General features: G+C 58.8%; 13 protein-coding genes and 1 tRNA gene. 10 read left to right on the top strand and 4 right to left on the bottom strand.

The window, feature by feature from the left end; genetic code table 11:
- Positions 1 to 6 precede the first annotated feature (6 nt).
- The 9 genes from ACR0C3_RS12415 to ACR0C3_RS12375 all read left to right on the top strand — a co-directional run bounded on the left by ACR0C3_RS12415 (position 7) and on the right by ACR0C3_RS12375 (position 10,138).
- Positions 7 to 1,155 carry an SPFH domain-containing protein gene (locus tag ACR0C3_RS12415; RefSeq protein ID WP_480758717.1) on the top strand — a complete coding sequence of 383 codons (1,149 nt, stop codon included), beginning with the start codon at positions 7 to 9 and terminating at the stop codon, positions 1,153 to 1,155.
- Between the two features lie 18 nt (positions 1,156 to 1,173).
- Positions 1,174 to 2,262 carry a TFIIB-type zinc finger domain-containing protein gene (locus ACR0C3_RS12410; RefSeq protein ID WP_480758716.1) on the top strand — a complete coding sequence of 363 codons (1,089 nt, stop codon included), beginning with the start codon at positions 1,174 to 1,176 and terminating at the stop codon, positions 2,260 to 2,262.
- Between the two features lie 114 nt (positions 2,263 to 2,376).
- Complete coding sequence (gene dtd / locus ACR0C3_RS12405) at positions 2,377 to 2,814, top strand: D-aminoacyl-tRNA deacylase (protein WP_480758714.1); 438 nt, start codon at positions 2,377 to 2,379, stop codon at positions 2,812 to 2,814.
- Positions 2,814 to 3,917: a DUF4147 domain-containing protein gene (locus ACR0C3_RS12400; RefSeq protein WP_480758713.1), complete on the top strand. Its 1,104-nt coding sequence runs from the start codon at positions 2,814 to 2,816 to the stop codon at positions 3,915 to 3,917. The genes dtd and ACR0C3_RS12400 overlap by 1 nt, the downstream gene beginning before the upstream one ends.
- 231 nt (positions 3,918 to 4,148) lie before the next feature.
- The gene (locus tag ACR0C3_RS12395) at positions 4,149 to 5,735 is read left to right on the top strand and encodes an ABC transporter substrate-binding protein (protein WP_170468167.1); all 1,587 of its coding nucleotides are present in this window, start codon (positions 4,149 to 4,151) and stop codon (positions 5,733 to 5,735) included.
- A 15-nt stretch (positions 5,736 to 5,750) separates the two neighbouring features.
- Positions 5,751 to 6,707, top strand: coding sequence for an ABC transporter permease (locus tag ACR0C3_RS12390; protein ID WP_170643095.1), 957 nt, complete (start codon positions 5,751 to 5,753; stop codon positions 6,705 to 6,707).
- A complete protein-coding gene (locus ACR0C3_RS12385; RefSeq protein WP_170375341.1) occupies positions 6,707 to 7,522 on the top strand; it encodes an ABC transporter permease in 816 nt (271 codons plus the stop codon). Before ACR0C3_RS12390 ends, ACR0C3_RS12385 begins: the two co-directional genes overlap by 1 nt.
- Entirely contained in the window at positions 7,519 to 9,159 is a 1,641-nt protein-coding gene (locus tag ACR0C3_RS12380) for an ABC transporter ATP-binding protein (protein ID WP_480758711.1), read from the top strand. The genes ACR0C3_RS12385 and ACR0C3_RS12380 overlap by 4 nt, the downstream gene beginning before the upstream one ends.
- Positions 9,160 to 9,301: 142 nt before the next feature.
- A complete protein-coding gene (locus tag ACR0C3_RS12375; protein ID WP_480758709.1) occupies positions 9,302 to 10,138 on the top strand; it encodes an alkaline phosphatase family protein in 837 nt (278 codons plus the stop codon).
- Between the two features lie 86 nt (positions 10,139 to 10,224).
- Here ACR0C3_RS12375 and ACR0C3_RS12370 read toward each other — a convergent pair whose 3' ends face one another.
- The 4 genes from ACR0C3_RS12370 to ACR0C3_RS12355 form a co-directional block, all read right to left on the bottom strand.
- Positions 10,225 to 11,148: an alpha/beta hydrolase gene (locus tag ACR0C3_RS12370; RefSeq protein ID WP_480758707.1), complete on the bottom strand. Its 924-nt coding sequence runs from the start codon at positions 11,146 to 11,148 to the stop codon at positions 10,225 to 10,227.
- A 12-nt stretch (positions 11,149 to 11,160) separates the two neighbouring features.
- Entirely contained in the window at positions 11,161 to 13,050 is a 1,890-nt protein-coding gene (locus ACR0C3_RS12365; protein ID WP_480758705.1) for an acyl-CoA synthetase, read from the bottom strand.
- A 160-nt stretch (positions 13,051 to 13,210) separates the two neighbouring features.
- Positions 13,211 to 15,028 (bottom strand): ABC transporter transmembrane domain-containing protein, encoded by a 1,818-nt coding sequence (locus ACR0C3_RS12360; protein WP_480758703.1) that lies wholly within the window; start codon positions 15,026 to 15,028, stop codon positions 13,211 to 13,213.
- A 136-nt stretch (positions 15,029 to 15,164) separates the two neighbouring features.
- A tRNA-Gly gene (locus ACR0C3_RS12355) sits at positions 15,165 to 15,238 on the bottom strand.
- Between the two features lie 107 nt (positions 15,239 to 15,345).
- Here ACR0C3_RS12355 and ACR0C3_RS12350 point away from each other — a divergent pair.
- The gene (locus ACR0C3_RS12350; protein ID WP_480758702.1) at positions 15,346 to 16,116 is read left to right on the top strand and encodes a TIGR01458 family HAD-type hydrolase; all 771 of its coding nucleotides are present in this window, start codon (positions 15,346 to 15,348) and stop codon (positions 16,114 to 16,116) included.
- Positions 16,117 to 16,428: the final 312 nt, after the last annotated feature.

The raw sequence follows: 16,428 nt of genomic DNA, 5'->3' as shown, positions 1-16,428 counted from the left end.
ACCCAAATGGGAATATTCGATTTTCTGACCGGCGAATTTATCGACGTCATCCACTGGGTAGACGACACCCGCGACACGATGGTCTGGCGGTTCGAACGCGAAGGGCACGAGATAAAATACGGCGCCAAGCTGACGGTACGCGAAGGACAGGCCGCCGTGTTTGTTCATGAAGGGCAGTTGGCAGATGTGTTCACCCCGGGCCTCTATATGCTTGAGACCAACAACATGCCGATCCTGACGACTTTGCAGCATTGGGATCACGGCTTTCAGTCTCCGTTCAAGTCCGAGATCTACTTCGTCAACACGACGCGTTTCAACGATCTGAAATGGGGGACTAAGAACCCCATCATGTTGCGCGACCCCGAGTTTGGCCCTACTCGTATCCGCGCCTATGGCACTTACACAGTGCGCGTTAAGGACCCAGCCAAATTTCTGGTCGAGATCGTCGGGACCGATGGTGAATTCACCATGGACGAGATCAGCTTTCAGGTCCGCAATATCATCGTGCAGGAATTCAGCCGTGTGATTGCCGGGTCTGGCATCCCGGTTCTGGACATGGCCGCGAACACCGCCGATCTGGGCAAGCTGATCGCGGCCGAGGTGTCTCCGGTACTGGACGGCTATGGGCTGGAGATGCCTGAGTTCTATATCGAGAACATCTCTCTACCGCCTGCGGTCGAAGCGGCGCTGGACAAGCGGACCTCGATGGGGCTGGCAGGCGATCTCGGCAAGTTCACCCAGTATTCGGCGGCAGAGGCGATGACGGCGGCGGCCAACAATCCCGGTCAGGGCGGCGGCATGGGCGCGGGTCTTGGCATGGGGATGGGCATGGCCATGGCCAATCAGATGGCGAACATGGCAGCGGGCCAGCCGAGCGGCCCGTGGGGAGCGCCCGCCCCCGCTGCCCCGCAAACATCCGCGCATGCGGCCCCGCCGCCTCCTCCGCCCGTTGAGCATGTATGGCATATCGCGGTGGACGGACAGACCAGCGGGCCGTTCTCGAAGGCCAAGATGGGGCGTATGGCTTCGGACGGGGAACTGACACGTGAGACACATGTTTGGACTGCAGGTCAGGACGGCTGGAAAAAAGCGGGTGAGGTGCAGGAATTGGCGCAGCTATTCACGATCCTGCCTCCGCCCCCGCCGGGTGCCTAAGTGGTAGCAGGCGGACGGATGACTGAAGAACATCGCTTTCCCTGCGACCAATGTGGTGCGGATTACCGGTTCAATCCCGGCGATGGCACATTGACCTGTGACCATTGCGGCCACTCCGAACCCATTGGCTCAGGCCCATGGGGCGGCGCAAGCCTGCGCGAGCTGGATTTTGACTCCGCCATCGCGGACCGTCTGCCGGAAAGCGAGATTGAGGAAACGCGGGTTCTGTCTTGCCCGAACTGTGCCGCTCAGGTCGAGTTCGACCCGAATACCCACGCAGCGGAATGTCCGTTCTGTGCCACTCCTGTGGTGACGGATACAGGCGTCAACAGGCATATCAAACCCAAAGGCGTCCTGCCTTTTGCGCTGGATGAACGGTCCGCCCATAAGGCGATGGGGGATTGGCTGGGTCGGCTTTGGTTCGCGCCGAACGGGCTGAAGGACTATGCTCGCAAGGGGCGAAAAATGCAGGGCATCTATGTGCCCTACTGGACCTTCGACGCGGACACCAAATCCAGTTATCGCGGCGAACGCGGCACCGTCTACTACGAAACGCGCACCGTCATGCGCGACGGGAAGCGGGTGCAACAACAGGTGGCCAAAGTGCGCTGGAGCCCGAAATCCGGTCGTGTCGCTCGGTTCTTTGATGACGTTCTGGTGTTGGCGTCACGCTCTCTGCCCAAGCAATACACCGACGCGCTGGAGCCCTGGGATCTGCCGGCGCTCGAACCCTACCAGCCGCAATACCTCGCGGGGTTCCGGGCCGAGGCGTATTCGGTCGAGTTGCCCGATGGGTATTCCGAGGCGCGGGCACATATGGCGCGCGTGATCGAACGTGACGTGCGCTTTGACATCGGTGGCGACCGGCAGCGTATTCACGCGGTGGACACGGATGTACGCGATGTGACGTTCAAGCATATCCTGCTGCCCATCTGGATGGCTGCCTATAAGTATCGCGGGCAAACCTATCGGTTTGTGGTCAACGGGCGCACTGGCCGGGTGCAGGGGGAACGACCGTGGTCTGCGATCAAGATAACCATTGCAGTGGTCCTCGGCCTGCTGGTGGCGGCAGGCGTGGGGTACGTGATGGCGACGTCGCAGGGGTGAGCCCAGCAAAATCACACAGGCAGACGTTTTCCCGACTACGCGCAAGACGCTGGATGACAAGTGGGCCTCCGGCGGCTAAACCGACTGCTGAACGCATGCGATTTGGGGAGAGCGATGCGCGCAGTCTTACAACGGATCTCTAGAGCGTCAGTCTCGGTGGATGGCGCTGTTGTCGGTCAATCGGGACCGGGCCTGATGATTCTCGTATGCGCGATGCAGGGCGACAGCGAAGAGAATGCCTCGAAACTTGCTGCGAAAATCTCCAAGCTGCGAATCTTCAAGGATGACGCAGGTAAAATGAACCGGTCTGTTGTGGACATTGGCGGCGCGGCCTTGGTTGTCAGTCAGTTTACCCTTGCTGCGGATACGGCCAGCGGTAACCGGCCCGGATTTTCGCAGGCCGCTGCGCCGGATATCGGAAAACACCTTTATGAAACCTTTGCCAAGAACCTCGCCGCGTGCGGAATCGCGGTTGAGACAGGGCAATTTGGGGCCGACATGGCCGTTGAGCTGGTCAATGATGGGCCAGTGACAATCTGGATGGAGAATTGATGACCCGCGCTGAACAGGCAATCGCACTCTGGCAAGCCGGAGTCGCGGCGGTAGACGGATACACGGCAACCCGCAAAGCACTCTCCGATGTTGCAAAACCGGATCGGATTCTGGCAGTTGGCAAACCCGCGGCGGCGATGGCCCGAGCGGCATTGGATCATTTCGGAGACATCCCAACGCTGGTGGTCACCAAGGACGATCATGGGCGCGACCTGCCGGAGGGCGTCGAGGTGATCGAGGCCTCACATCCAGTCCCGGACAGCCGCAGCCTTGCAGGCGGCAGGGCACTGCGCCTCGCGGTCGAGGCAATGCCGCCCGAGGCGCATTTGCTGCTGTTGGTGTCGGGCGGCGCGTCCTCGCTGGCCGAAGACTTGATAGGTGGCAAAACGCTTGAGGATCTGGAGGCGTTGAACAAAAAGCTGCTGTCCGAGGGACTTGATATCGGGGCGATGAATGCGGAACGACGCAAGATTTCGCAGGTCAAAGGCGGAGGATTGCTGTCCCGGCTCAAAGGCCGACAGGTCACGGTTCTAGCGATCTCGGACGTGCCGGGGGATGACCTGAACGTTATCGGCTCGGGCATCGGTGCGCTGCCTGAACAGGTTTCTTACGAGGCCGAAGCGCAGATCATTGCCTCGAACGCCCATGCCCGTGCGGCAGCCGCTGAAGCGGCCGAGGATGCGGGTCTGTCGGTGTTGGCCAATGAAGAGGCCCTGCATGACGACTATCAGGCCGTCGCCACCGCAATCGGTGAGAAGCTGCGGCAGATGGGATCAGGCGTCATGGTTTTCGGCGGCGAGCCGACTGTTGTGCTGCCCCCAAACCCCGGACAGGGTGGGCGCAATCAGGCTTTGGCACTGGCACTGGCGCACGAGATTTCCGGCCTTGAAGATATCACGGTCGTGGTCGGAGGAACCGACGGAACGGATGGCCCAACCAACGCAGCAGGCGGGGTTGTTTCTGGCGCCACTTGGGCCAAAGGCGCGGACGAGGCGCTGGCTGCCGCCGATAGTGGGGCCTTCCTGGAAAACGCAGGCGCTTTGCTGGTGACCGGGCCGACAGGAACCAATGTCATGGACCTGATTGTCGCAATTCGGGATTAGAATGACGTATTTTCCCGATACCGACCTAGGCAACCAATAGATCATTTTCGGCATAGCGGAGAACGCAAAGACACGGCGCTATGACGGCTTTGATAAACACGGTATTGTCAGGCAAGGCACATTTGCGACACGGAATTCCACTTGCCCGACCCGCTGAAATGCGTCAACGTTGACTCACGCGTCAATAAAAAGCCCGAAAACGGGCGAACACAACCAACTGGGAGCTTCTGTATGAACGAACAACTCACTCACATGTCCAAACAGGTGACGGCAGGCAAACTGACCCGTCGCGAGTTCATGGGCAAAGCCGCCGCTCTTGGCGTTTCGGCAGCCATGGCCAGCACGATGTTTGCCGACGCGGCCCGTGCAGCCGGCCCGAAAAAGGGTGGCGATCTGAAATTCGGCCTGCAGGGCGGCGAATCGACCAACTCGCTGGACCCGGCGACCTATGCAAGCTCGGTCCCGTTCCAGAACGGCAAACAGTTTGGCGACCAACTTGTCGAAGTTGCACCCGACGGCACGATCGAGCCACGCCTTGCCGAAAGCGTCGAAGGCAGTGCGGATGCCAAGGTCTGGACCTTCAAGCTGCGTCAGGGGGTCGAGTTCCACAACGGCAAGACCATGACCAGCGAAGACGTGCTGAAAACGATGCAGCGCCACTCGAACGAAGACTCCAAGTCCGGTGCATTGGGCATCATGAAGGGCATCGAGTCGATGAAGGCCGATGGCGACAACTTCCAGGTCACCCTGTCCGAGCCCAACGCCGACCTGCCCTATCTGATGGCCGATTATCACCTGATCATTCAGCCGGATGGCGGTATGGAGAACCCGGCAGCCGGTATCGGCACAGGTCCCTACAAGCTGGAAGTTGATGAGCCCGGCGTCCGTCACCTGTTCACCAAGAACGAAAACCACTGGAACAGCGATTTCGGCAACTTTGACAGCGTCGAAGTGGTTGTCATCAACGACGCAACCGCCCGGACAGCCGCGCTGCAATCGGGTCAGGTTCACGCCGTGAACCGCGTTGAGCCCAAAGTTGCCGACCTGCTGGGCCGCGCACCCAACCTGACTGTTCATTCGACCGCCGGTCGTGGCCACTATGTGTTCATCATGCATTGTGACACGGCTCCGTTCGACAACAACGAACTGCGCACGGCGCTGAAATACGCCATCAACCGCGCGGATCTGGTGGACAAAGTTCTGCGTGGCTATGGCTCGATCGGGAACGACATGCCGATCAACGCGGCCTACCCCCTGTTCGATGAGACCATCGAACAGCGTGAGTTCAGCGTTGAAAAGGCAGCCGAGCACTACAAGAAATCCGGTCACGATGGATCGCCGATCATTCTGCGCGTTGCAGATGGCGCCTTCCCCGGTGCTGTGGATGCGGCGGCGCTGTTCCAGCAAACCGCTGCTCAGGCAGGTATCCCGCTGGAAATCAAACGCGAACCCAATGATGGCTACTGGTCGGAAGTTTGGAACGTTCAGCCGTTCTGTGCCTCTTACTGGGGTGGTCGTCCAGTCCAGGACCAGATGTACTCGACCGCGTATCTGTCGAGCGCAGACTGGAACGACACCCGCTTCAAGGTTCAGGCCTTTGACGACATGCTGTTCGCAGCGCGCGCCGAACTGGATCCCGAGAAACGCAAGGGTATCTACAGCCAGATGGGCCAGATGGTCCGCAACGAAGGCGGCCTGATTTGCCCGATGTTCAACGACTTTGTCGAAGGCATCAGCAACCAGCTGGACGGTTGGGAATCTGATCCGACGCAAGAGATGATGAACGGCAACATCTCGCGCAAGATGTGGTTCGTGTAACTCGGGCAACGGATAATGCATCCTATCATCAAACTGGTTTCCCAGCGCCTTGCGCTGGGAATCCTATTGCTGCTCGGCGCTTCGGCTCTAATTTTTGGCCTGACCGAAGCCCTTCCTGGAGACGCCGCGCAAGCCGTCCTGGGGCAGTCCGCAACCCCTGAGGCCCTTGCCAACCTACGAGAAGAGATGGGCCTTAACCGCCCTGCCCTAACCCGCTATTTCGAATGGTTGGGTGGCATCGCGCAAGGCGACCTGGGGCAATCCCTCACCAATAAGCTTGATATCTCCGAGAGCATCGGAAAACGCCTGGGCAATACGCTGTTCCTTGCTTGCGTCGCTGCAATCGTGTCCGTTCCGCTTGCGATCTTCCTTGGCCTTCTGGCAGTTCGGTTCCGCAATCGCTGGCCCGACAAGCTGATCTCGGCGATCACGCTGACGACAGTTTCAATCCCCGAGTTTTTGATCGGCTACGTTGTGATCTACTTTATCTCGGTCAAACTGGGCTGGTTCTCATCCTTGGCGATGATCAACGATTCAATGACCTTCGGACAGAAGCTAAATGCAATTGCCCTGCCGGCTTTCGTTCTGACGCTGGTGGTTCTGGCGCAAATGATGCGCATGACCCGCGCGGCTATTCTGAACCTCATGCAATCGGCCTATATCGAAACCGCCGAACTTAAGGGCTTGAGCACGTTTCAGGTCATTGCACGCCATGCCTTCCCCAACGCGATTTCTCCGATCGTGAACGTTGTGATGCTGAACCTGGCCTATCTGGTTGTCGGCGTTGTCGTGGTCGAGGTTGTATTCGTCTATCCCGGCATGGGGCAGTATCTGGTGGATGCGGTGACCAAACGTGACGTGCCCGTCGTGTTGGCCTGTGGCGTCGTATTTGCGGCCGTCTATATCGGCCTGAACATGGTTGCCGATATCGTGTCGATCCTTGCCAACCCAAGACTGAGGCATCCGAAATGATAAAGAACATTCCTCTTTCGGCACTGATTGGCCTCTTGTTCACTGGCGCCTATTTCTTTGTGGCCATCGCGGCCCCCCTGATTGCGCCTTACGGAATGGCAGAAGTTGTCGGTGATGTGTGGGAGCCTGCCAGCGCCGAACATCTGCTGGGCACGGACAATATCGGGCGGGACCTACTGACCCGCATGATCTACGGCGGGCGCACGACGATCTTCATCGCCGCCGCAGCCACGTTGCTCAGCTTTCTGACCGGTACGTCTCTGGGTTTGCTGGCCGCTGTTCTGGGCGGATGGGCGGATCAGGCACTCAGCCGGACCGTTGACCTGATCATGTCGATCCCGACCCTGATCCTCGCGCTGGTTATTCTGGCAATCGTTCCGGTGACCGTTCCGATCCTGATCCTTGTGATGGGCCTGCTGGACGCAACCCGTCCCTACCGACTGTCGCGCTCGGTCGCGGTGGACATCAACGTGATGGATTACGTCGAAGCCGCAAAACTGCGCGGCGAAGGGCGCGCATGGGTTATCTTTCGGGAAATCCTGCCCAACGCTCTGTCACCGCTGGTGGCCGAGTTTGGTCTGCGGTTCATCTTCATGGTTCTGTTTATCTCGACGCTGTCCTTCCTGGGCCTAGGCGTGCAGCCGCCGCTGGCGGACTGGGGCGGCATTGTGAAGGAAAACAAAGACGGTATCGTCTATGGCATCGGTGCTGCCCTGTGGCCCGCCGTGGCTATCGCGACGCTGGCCATCTCGGTCAACCTTGTTGCTGACTGGGTTCTAAACCGCACCACATCGCTGAAAGGAGGCCGGGGATGAGCGACGATATTCTTCTCAAGGTCCGCGACCTCAAAATCGGCGCGACCGTCTATCCTCCGGGCGAAAAGCCCCATGACATCGAAATCGTGCATGGGGTCAGCTTTGACCTCGAACGCGGCAAGGTGCTGGGGCTGATCGGTGAATCCGGCGCCGGTAAATCCACCATCGGTCTTGCCTCGATGGCCTATGGCCGGGGTGGCGTAAAGATCACCGGCGGCGAGGTCTGGGTAAACGGGCGCGACATCCTCAAGACTTCTCATGGGGATATCCGCAAGCTGCGCGGGGGTGAGGTCACCTATGTGTCCCAATCCGCTGCAGCGTCGTTCAACCCTGCCAAAAGGATCATGGATCAGGTCGTCGAAGCGGCGGTCGAGCAGAAGAAATTCACCCGCAAACAGGCCGAGGCCCGTGCGCGTGAACTCTTCGCCAAGCTGGGTCTGCCAGATCCGGACAATATCGGCAGTCGCTACCCGCACCAGGTTTCCGGTGGTCAGTTGCAACGCTGCATGACCGCGCTGGCCTTGTGCCCTGAGCCCGATCTGGTGGTGTTCGACGAACCCACCACAGCCTTGGATGTAACCACACAGATCGACGTTCTGATGGCGATCAAAGAAGCCATTGCAGATACCGGCGTCGCCGCGCTCTACATCACCCACGACCTCGCGGTTGTGGCGCAGGTCAGCGACGACATCATGGTTCTGCGGATGGGCGACACCGTCGAGTACGGCAATACCGATCAGATCATCAACAAACCTCAGGAAGACTATACCAAGGCCCTGGTCTCGGTCCGGTCTATCGAACACGAAGAGAAAAAGCCGACCTCTGAGCCGGTTCTTCAGGTCGACGGTATTACCGCACGCTACAAGGGTCTGAACTTCGATGTTCTGCACAACGTCAATGTTGAGCTTCATCCGGGGCAGACTTTGGCGGTTGTGGGCGAATCCGGCTCGGGTAAGTCCACTTTGGCACGTGTGATCACCGGCCTGCTGCCCGCACGTGAGGGTGAGATCACCTTCAACGGGCGCAAACTGAGTTCGGATCTGAAGGGCCGCACGCGCGAAGACCTGCGTGAGCTGCAGATGATCTATCAGATGGCGGACACGGCGATGAACCCGCGTCAGACAGTCGGCACGATCATCGGCCGCCCGTTGGAGTTCTACTTCAACATGCGCGGAGCCGAGAAACGCAAACGCGTTGTCGAGCTGCTGGATGAGATCGAACTGGGCGAAAAGTTCATCGATCGCTATCCGGCGGAACTATCCGGCGGACAGAAACAGCGTGTCTGTATCGCGCGGTCACTGGCGGCCAAGCCTAAGATGATCATCTGTGATGAGGTCACTTCGGCCCTTGATCCGCTCGTAGCTGACGGCATCCTGAAGCTGCTGCTGGACCTGCAGAAGATCGAGGATGTAGCCTATCTGTTCATCACCCATGATCTGGCGACGGTCCGAGCGATCAGCGACAGCATCGCTGTGATGTATCAGGGTCGCGTCGCGCGCTATGGCTCGAAGTCTCAGGTGCTTAGTCCGCCATTCGACGACTATACTGACCTGCTGCTCAGCTCGGTCCCCGAGATGGAACTTGGCTGGCTGGAAAAAGTCGTTGCCAACCGCAAGATGGAGGCGGCCGGGAACTGACCCCTGCCCCAACCAACGCTATGAAATCCCGGCACTTGTCACAAACAGGTGTCGGGATTTTGCTATTCGGGGCGGGAATAGGCAGCCCAAGTGCAACGAATCTTTTAGGGTCGCCGGAAACACTCTCGAAAAGGGTCAGAACATGGACCGCAAACTCCTCCTCATCATTCTGGACGGCGTCCCGTGGCGCAACTTCCGCCGGTTGTTCGGCAATCTCGAAGGTTGGGTCGATAGTGGTGAGGCCCGTGTGTGGAAGCTCCGCTCGGTCCTGCCATCGACTTCGGCCAGTTGCTATGCCTCGATCCACACCGGTGTGACCCCGCAGGAGCATGGTTGCACCGGCAACGGCAATGTCTTCCGCCTAAGCCACAAGGACGTGTTCAGCCAGGTCCGCCAGGCCGGAGGCGTTACCGGAGCCGTCACCCACAGCTATTGGTCGCAATTCTTCAACCGTCATCCGTTCGACTATGTGCGCGATGTAGAATATGACGAGCCGGACAGTAAGACCATCAATCACGGGCGGTTCCACAGCATGACCGGCTATGGCAAGGCCAACCAGATGACGCCCTGTGACGTCGATCTGTTTGCCACTCTGACGAACCTGTGCCTGCGCCATGGGTTGGACTATGGCATCCTGCACACCTGCACCTTGGACAGCATGGGTCATCGCTTCTTCCACGATTGTGAGGAAATGGATCATGCGTGCTTCGTGATGGATGAGATGCTGGCCCCCTTCATTCCGAACTGGCGCAAGCTGGGCTATGAGGTCATCGTCACCGCAGATCACGGGCAGGACGAACGCGGCCACCACGGCGGGCGGAGCCCGTTGCAACAGGAAACCGCACTGTATTATTTCGGCGAAGCAGAGGGCCCAGAGGCCGATTCCGTGGTCGACCAGCTACAGCTTGCCCCTACCATCCTGACCCTTATGGGCGCGCCGCTTGCGGACACGATGAAGGCCAAGCCCTTCCTGAGCTGATCAAAGCACTTCGCTGCTACATACGGCGACAGTAATGTCCTGAACTTGGGCAGGGCATTCTTGTTCTAATCCGGAACCCAGATCGGTTAGTCGTAGGACCAGATCCCCTGCCCCAGCGCCTCAATGGCGATGGAAATCCGTTCAAAACTATCCGCGGCGCGCTTGACCGAGGTTCGGGCGCGCAAATAGCCGTGGACAAGGCCCGGTTCGTTGATCCACTCGGCGCGCCCTCCGGCAGATTGGATCGCGGCACAATAGTCTGATCCATCATCCCTGAGAGGGTCACAATCCGCAGTGATAGCAACAGTCGGTGGCAAGCTCGAGAAGTCGGTATCCTGAAGCGGGGCAAAACTTGGATCACCGCTCGGGGCTGGCCCTCCGCATCTGACGGTTTCGTAGAACTTAATATCCTCAAGCGTCAGCAACGGGGCATGCGCGTGTTCGATATACGAGCCTTTGGACGTATCGCCGCCCAGCCCGGGGTAGATCAGGACCTGCCCCAAAATGTTCTCTAGCCGTCCCCGCGCGTAGTGAGCGACAGATGCAGCCAGATTGCCCCCTGCACTGTCACCAGCCAGGATCATCGGGTCGCCAAACTCTTCCGCTGCCCAGTTTACGGCAGTCCAACAATCCTGAAACTGGGCCGGATGCACGTTTTCGGGGCACAGGCGATAGTCGACTGCGACAATCCGATATCCGGTCTGTGCGCAAATCTCCGCGCAGACATCATCGTGGCTATCCAGCCCCCCAACGACGAAACCGCCGCCATGGAAATAGACGACGGTTCGTGTCGGTTGCCCTGCGGTATAAAGGCGGACCGGCACGCCATTGGCAGACAGGTCCTGCACTTTCACCCCTTCGGGTCGCGGCTGGCGAAAGTCCTGACACATCGCGTCATAAACCTTGCGCTGGTCTTCAATCGAAAGATCCACCGCATCGTCAGGATAGCTTTCAGCCGTGCGTCTTATGAACGCCCAAGTTTCCTCATCAATCAGACGTTCATAATCCATGTTCCCTCCCGGTTAGGCTGCCCACTCCCACGGCCGGGTATACGCGCCCAGCACTTTGCTGACATCGTCCTCGGATGTGCCGTTCGCGTCAAGCTGCGCGACAAGGCCACGCTTCTTGTCGTCGATGACCGAGACGACACGGGCGTCAACGCCAGCTTGCTCAAGCGCGCCATTGTATATCCGGGTGATCGCGTGCTTGCGCAGATCGGGTTTGAACACCTTACCAACCGCGGTCTTGGGCAATTCGGTCAGGATTGTCATGTGCTTGGGCTGAGCCGCGCGCTCATGAACATGGACCTTACAGAACTCCATCAACGCCTCTTCGGTGACCGAGGCCCCATCGACCAGTTCTACGAATGCGCAAGGCACCTCACCGGAATGGGCGTCGGGCTGACCGATGGCACCTGCGAAGGCCACGGCTTCGTGCCCCAACAGAGCCTCTTCGATTTCGGCAGGGTCAATATTGTGTCCGCCACGAATTATCAGGTCTTTCGCACGCCCGGTGATCCAGAGGTACCCGTCTTCGTCAAAGCGACCCAGATCGCCTGTGCGCAGATACTTGTCGTGGTGGTAAAGGTTCTCGTTCTTGTCGATCTCGGTGTAGGTATTACCTGCAAAGACACCTGGGTTTGATACGCAGATTTCGCCGATCTCATCCACCGCGCATTCCTTGGGGCCGTCCGGGCCGTCCTGCAGGATTTTGACATCGGTGTAGGGGAAGGGAATCCCGATCGAGCCGATCTTTTTCTCACCGTCCACGGGGTTGCACGAGACAAGGCAGGTGGCCTCGGTCAGGCCATAACCTTCGACGATGGTCACGCCCGTTGCCTCTTCGAACCGCCGGAACAGTTCCACCGGCAGCGGGGCCGAGCCGGAGAACGCCGTTTTCACCGAGGAAATATCAGCATCCACGGGTCGTTGCATCTTGGCCGAGATCGCGGTGGGCACGGTGATGATGAAACTGACCTTCCAACGTTCGATCAGCTTCCAGAAATTGTCGAACACGCCATCGCCGCGATAACCCTGAGGTGTCGGGAAGATCACATGCGCGCCCGAGGACACGGCCGCCATCCAGATCACATGCACGGCAAAGACGTGGAACATAGGCAGCGGGCACATGATGACGTCGTTTTCGTCGAACAACAGCGTATTGCCCAGCCAGCCATTGTAGATCAGGCCCGAATATTTGTGCTGCGCCACCTTCGGCATGCCGGTTGTGCCGCCTGTGTGGAAGTAACAGGCCACACGGTCCTCGGTACTGTCAGCGAAGGTCAGGGTCGTGGGCTGTTTGGCCAATTCCTGATTGAAGTTCTTATAGTCCGCATGCGCGAGCTTTGCCTTGTCGCCCATTTTTGGGCGCAGGAACGGGACAATCCAGGATTTCGGCGGTGTCAGATAGCGGTTCAGGTCAATCTCGAGAATGGTGTTGACCTTGGGCGCATGGCGCACAGCCTCTTCCACCTTCTGCGCCACATCCGTTTTCGGGAAGGACTTGAGCGTGACGACAACCTTGGCACCCGTCTCGCGCAGGATGGCAGCGATCTGCTCCGGCTCGAGCAGCGGGTTGATCGGGTTCACGATGCCAGCGACGGCTCCGCCCATCAGGGTCACTAGCGTCTCGTTACAATTTGGCAGGATATAGGCCACGACGTCGTTTTCGCCGATCCCGAGCGATCGGAACAGGTTGGCCGCCTGATTGACCTGCGCCAAAAGGTTGGACCAAGTCAGCGTCTCGGCCTTGTCATTCGGACCTGAAAACAGCTGAAAACTGACCGCGTTGTGGTTTGGAAATTTCTCTGCCGTGCGCGATAGCAGCTGGTGGAACGTCACCGGCAGGTCGCGGTCCTCCCATGCCATTTCCTGTTCAATACGCGCTTTGTCTTCCTTGCCAACAAAGGCCATGTGGCTCCTCCCCGTGTTTTATTCTCCCGCGCGCCACACGCGGAGTGATCTTACCTCAGATGGGATCACAACCTTGGCGGCGCAAGCAAGGGCTTAGCGAGGGAAAAGTTGAAAATGTAGAATGACGCTACGGCGAAACGGCGATTGCCGGAGCGTCACTTTATTCCGCAGCGACGCCGTCAGTGAACTGAAGACGGGCCAAACGGGCGTAAAGCCCATCTTGCGCCACCAGATCGTCATGCGTGCCTTGGGCGACAATGCGACCGGCCTCCAGCACGACAATGCGGTCTGCCTTTTTCACAGTAGCCAGCCGGTGCGCCACGATCAGGGTCGTGCGCCCGGCGCGCATCTGATCCACCGCGCCCTGCACAGCCCTTTCGCTTTCTGCATCCAGCGCCGAGGTCGCCTCGTCCAGCAACAGAACAGGCGCATCCCGCAAAATGGCGCGTGCAATAGCGATCCGCTGTTTCTGCCCGCCGGACAGCATCACTCCCCGTTCGCCAACGAAACTGTCATAGCCTTCGGGCAGTGCCGCGATGAAGTCGTGCGCAGCAGCAGCGTGCGCGGCGGCTTCGACCTCCGCGTCCGAGGCATCCAGACGGCCAAAGCGGATATTATCACGAGCCGAGGCGGCAAAAATAACCGGATCCTGCGGGACCAGCGCCATATGCTGGCGGAAATCTGCCCGGTTCAGGTTTTGCAGATCCATCCCATCCAGCATCACGCGCCCCGAGTTCGGGTCGTAGAACCGCTGGAGCAGTTGAACAACAGTTGTTTTGCCCGCGCCAGAGGGGCCAACGAAGGCAACCGTCTCGCCGGGACTAACCTGCAGGCTGAGCTTGTCCAGCGCCACCACATCGGGCCGCGCAGGATAGCGGAAGGTGACCTCTTCGAACTTGATCTCTCCGCGCACCGGTTGCGGCAACGGTTTTGCTTGGGACGGGTCGATCACCGTGTCTTCGGCATTCAACAGCTCAACCAACCGTTCAGTGGCCCCTGCAGCACGCTGAAGCTCGCTCCAGATCTCGGACAGGGCAGCAACAGAGCCTGCCATGATGACCGAGTAGATGACGAACTGGATCAGAACCCCTTCGGTCATTACCCCGTTGCGCACGTCGTTGGCCCCCATCCACAGCACTCCAACGATGCCTGAGAAGACCAGAAAGATTACGATGACCGTCAGAATGGCCCGCGTCTGGATACGCCGCAGCGACACGATATACGAGGTCTCAGTCATATCGCCGAATTGCTGGCGGCTTGCGCGTTCGTGGGTGAAGGCCTGCACGGTCTGTACCGCGCCCAGCGCTTCGCCCGCGTTGCCCGATGAGGCCGCGATCCAGTCCTGATTCTCGCGACTGATGGCGCGCAGCCTGCGCCCCAACACCAGAATTGGCACCACAACGACGGGGATCAGCAGCAGAACCAGCGCTGTCAGCTTGGCCGAGGTCAACAGCATCAACACCAACCCTCCGACAAACATCAGCAGGTTGCGCAGGGCAATCGAGACAGATGACCCGATCACCGATTGAATCAGCGTCGTGTCGGTGGTGATCCGGCTGAGGACCTCTCCGGTCATGATGCGTTCGTAGAACTCGGGGCTCATGCCAATCACACGGTCAAAGACGGCCTTGCGGATATCGGCGACGACACGCTCTCCCAACCTGGTGACAAGCGCGTAGCGGATGCCTGTGCCCACGGCCAGAATACCGGCAATGCCCAGCGCGGCCAGGAAATACCAATCCAGCAGCTCTCCGTCCTGAATGCGGAAGTTGTCCACCACGCGGCGCACGGCCAGGGGCAATGTCAGGGTCATGCCAGCCGTCAGGACCAGCGCCAATGTCGCCCCCAGCATCAACAGGCGATACGGCTTCATAAACGGCCAGAGCGACGCCAAGACGCCCAGCTTTTTCGAGCCTGCTCTTTCTTCGCTAGCGCCCGGCGCGGATGCGGTGGTCGTGCTGGCTGTCTGTCTCGCCATGTGCGGCCCTTATGTCTTCACTGTGTCTTCAATGCTGAGTTGCTGTTTCTTGGCGATACTGGCCGGCAGGGTCAAGAAGCCGCGCGCAAAATGCCCAAAGGACAGGGCCATTTGACGCATAGATGTAGGGCTGAGTTGGAGCGGGTAGACGGAATCGAACCGACATAGCCTGCTTGGAAGGCAGGGGCTTTACCATTAAGCTATACCCGCTCAATGCTTCGCCTTCCTATGTGATGGCTAAGTGGGCGTCAAGAGCGAACCATAACTTGGGCAAATTGACCCGAAAGAAAGAGTTTTTCGTAGTTTGTGAGGAAGGTGTGAGCAAAGGCGTTCTCTTTGATATCGCAGGTGTTCTGTATCAGGGTGACAAGCCACTGGCGGGTGCTGCGGAGGCGGTTTCAACCTTTCGCGACACAGGGCGTCCGGTTCGCTTTCTAACGAATTCAACCCGACGACCGAAGCGTGTTATTCTGGATAAGCTACAAGGCTTCGGAATAGACGCAGATCCCGAAGAAATACTGACACCCGCTGCGGCAGCTTGTGCCTGGCTAGAGGAAAACGGTCTTGCGCCACATCTTCTGATCCATCCAGATCTGGAAGAGGATTTTGCAAAGTGCTCGAAATCTGGCCCCAAAGCGGTAGTGGTTGGAGATGCCGGCCGCAATTTTACGTATGAACGATTGAACGTAGCCTTTCGCCTGATCCAAGACAGGGCTCCCTTTCTTGCATTGGCGTCGAACAGAGTGTTTCGCGATACAGACGGCGAATTGAGTCTGGATGCCGGCGCTTTCGTCCGGGCGATTGAGTATTCGAGTGGAACGAATGCTCTTCTGTTTGGAAAACCATCGCCAGCGTTTTTCCACTCTGCCGCGCGAAGCATGGGGCTGGAGCCTGCTGAGGTAACAATGATTGGCGATGATGCCGAAAGCGATATCGCGGGCGCTTTGAAGGCGGGCTTGCGCGCGGCCATACTGGTCCGAACCGGAAAATACCAAACTGGCGACGAGGCGCGCTATGAACCGCGACCCACTGCAACCGCAGACGGTGTCCGTGCCGCTGTGGAACTTTTCACCGAAGGGCGCGATTGAAAGCGCCCGAAGGAGCATTGCACCGATGGGAACCGGCACACACAAACAGATAAGGTCAGTGCGGTAAACTTCGGCCCGAATAAGCTTTGATTTCAAACTTGGGTTGGCACACGACCCGCGGCGGGTCAGAACAGTCGAGCAAAATGAGGGCTTCTGCAAGTTCCGCCAGGGGTAAAAGAGGACACTGAAGTTCTCCGCGGACGGCCCGTGGCCGACATTCAGCACGGCATAGAATTTCCGCGGGCACGGTCCACTTTGCTTACATTCACTGCAAATGCAAATTCTCGACATCTGCGAATTCACAGGATGCGG

It is taken from the genome of Ruegeria sp. CK3 (genome assembly GCF_056536565.1).
The sequence above is the reverse complement of the archived record's forward strand: the minus strand, read 5'-3'. Positions and strand labels throughout refer to the sequence as shown.

Coding starts and splice junctions, on each gene's coding strand:
- ACR0C3_RS12415 (WP_480758717.1), top strand. CDS start 7: ATGGGAATATTCGATTTTCTGACCGGCGAATTTATCGACGTCATCCAC.
- ACR0C3_RS12410 (WP_480758716.1), top strand. CDS start 1,174: ATGACTGAAGAACATCGCTTTCCCTGCGACCAATGTGGTGCGGATTAC.
- dtd (WP_480758714.1), top strand. CDS start 2,377: ATGCGCGCAGTCTTACAACGGATCTCTAGAGCGTCAGTCTCGGTGGAT.
- ACR0C3_RS12400 (WP_480758713.1), top strand. CDS start 2,814: ATGACCCGCGCTGAACAGGCAATCGCACTCTGGCAAGCCGGAGTCGCG.
- ACR0C3_RS12395 (WP_170468167.1), top strand. CDS start 4,149: ATGAACGAACAACTCACTCACATGTCCAAACAGGTGACGGCAGGCAAA.
- ACR0C3_RS12390 (WP_170643095.1), top strand. CDS start 5,751: ATGCATCCTATCATCAAACTGGTTTCCCAGCGCCTTGCGCTGGGAATC.
- ACR0C3_RS12380 (WP_480758711.1), top strand. CDS start 7,519: ATGAGCGACGATATTCTTCTCAAGGTCCGCGACCTCAAAATCGGCGCG.
- ACR0C3_RS12375 (WP_480758709.1), top strand. CDS start 9,302: ATGGACCGCAAACTCCTCCTCATCATTCTGGACGGCGTCCCGTGGCGC.
- ACR0C3_RS12370 (WP_480758707.1), bottom strand. CDS start 11,148: ATGGATTATGAACGTCTGATTGATGAGGAAACTTGGGCGTTCATAAGA.
- ACR0C3_RS12365 (WP_480758705.1), bottom strand. CDS start 13,050: ATGGCCTTTGTTGGCAAGGAAGACAAAGCGCGTATTGAACAGGAAATG.
- ACR0C3_RS12360 (WP_480758703.1), bottom strand. CDS start 15,028: ATGGCGAGACAGACAGCCAGCACGACCACCGCATCCGCGCCGGGCGCT.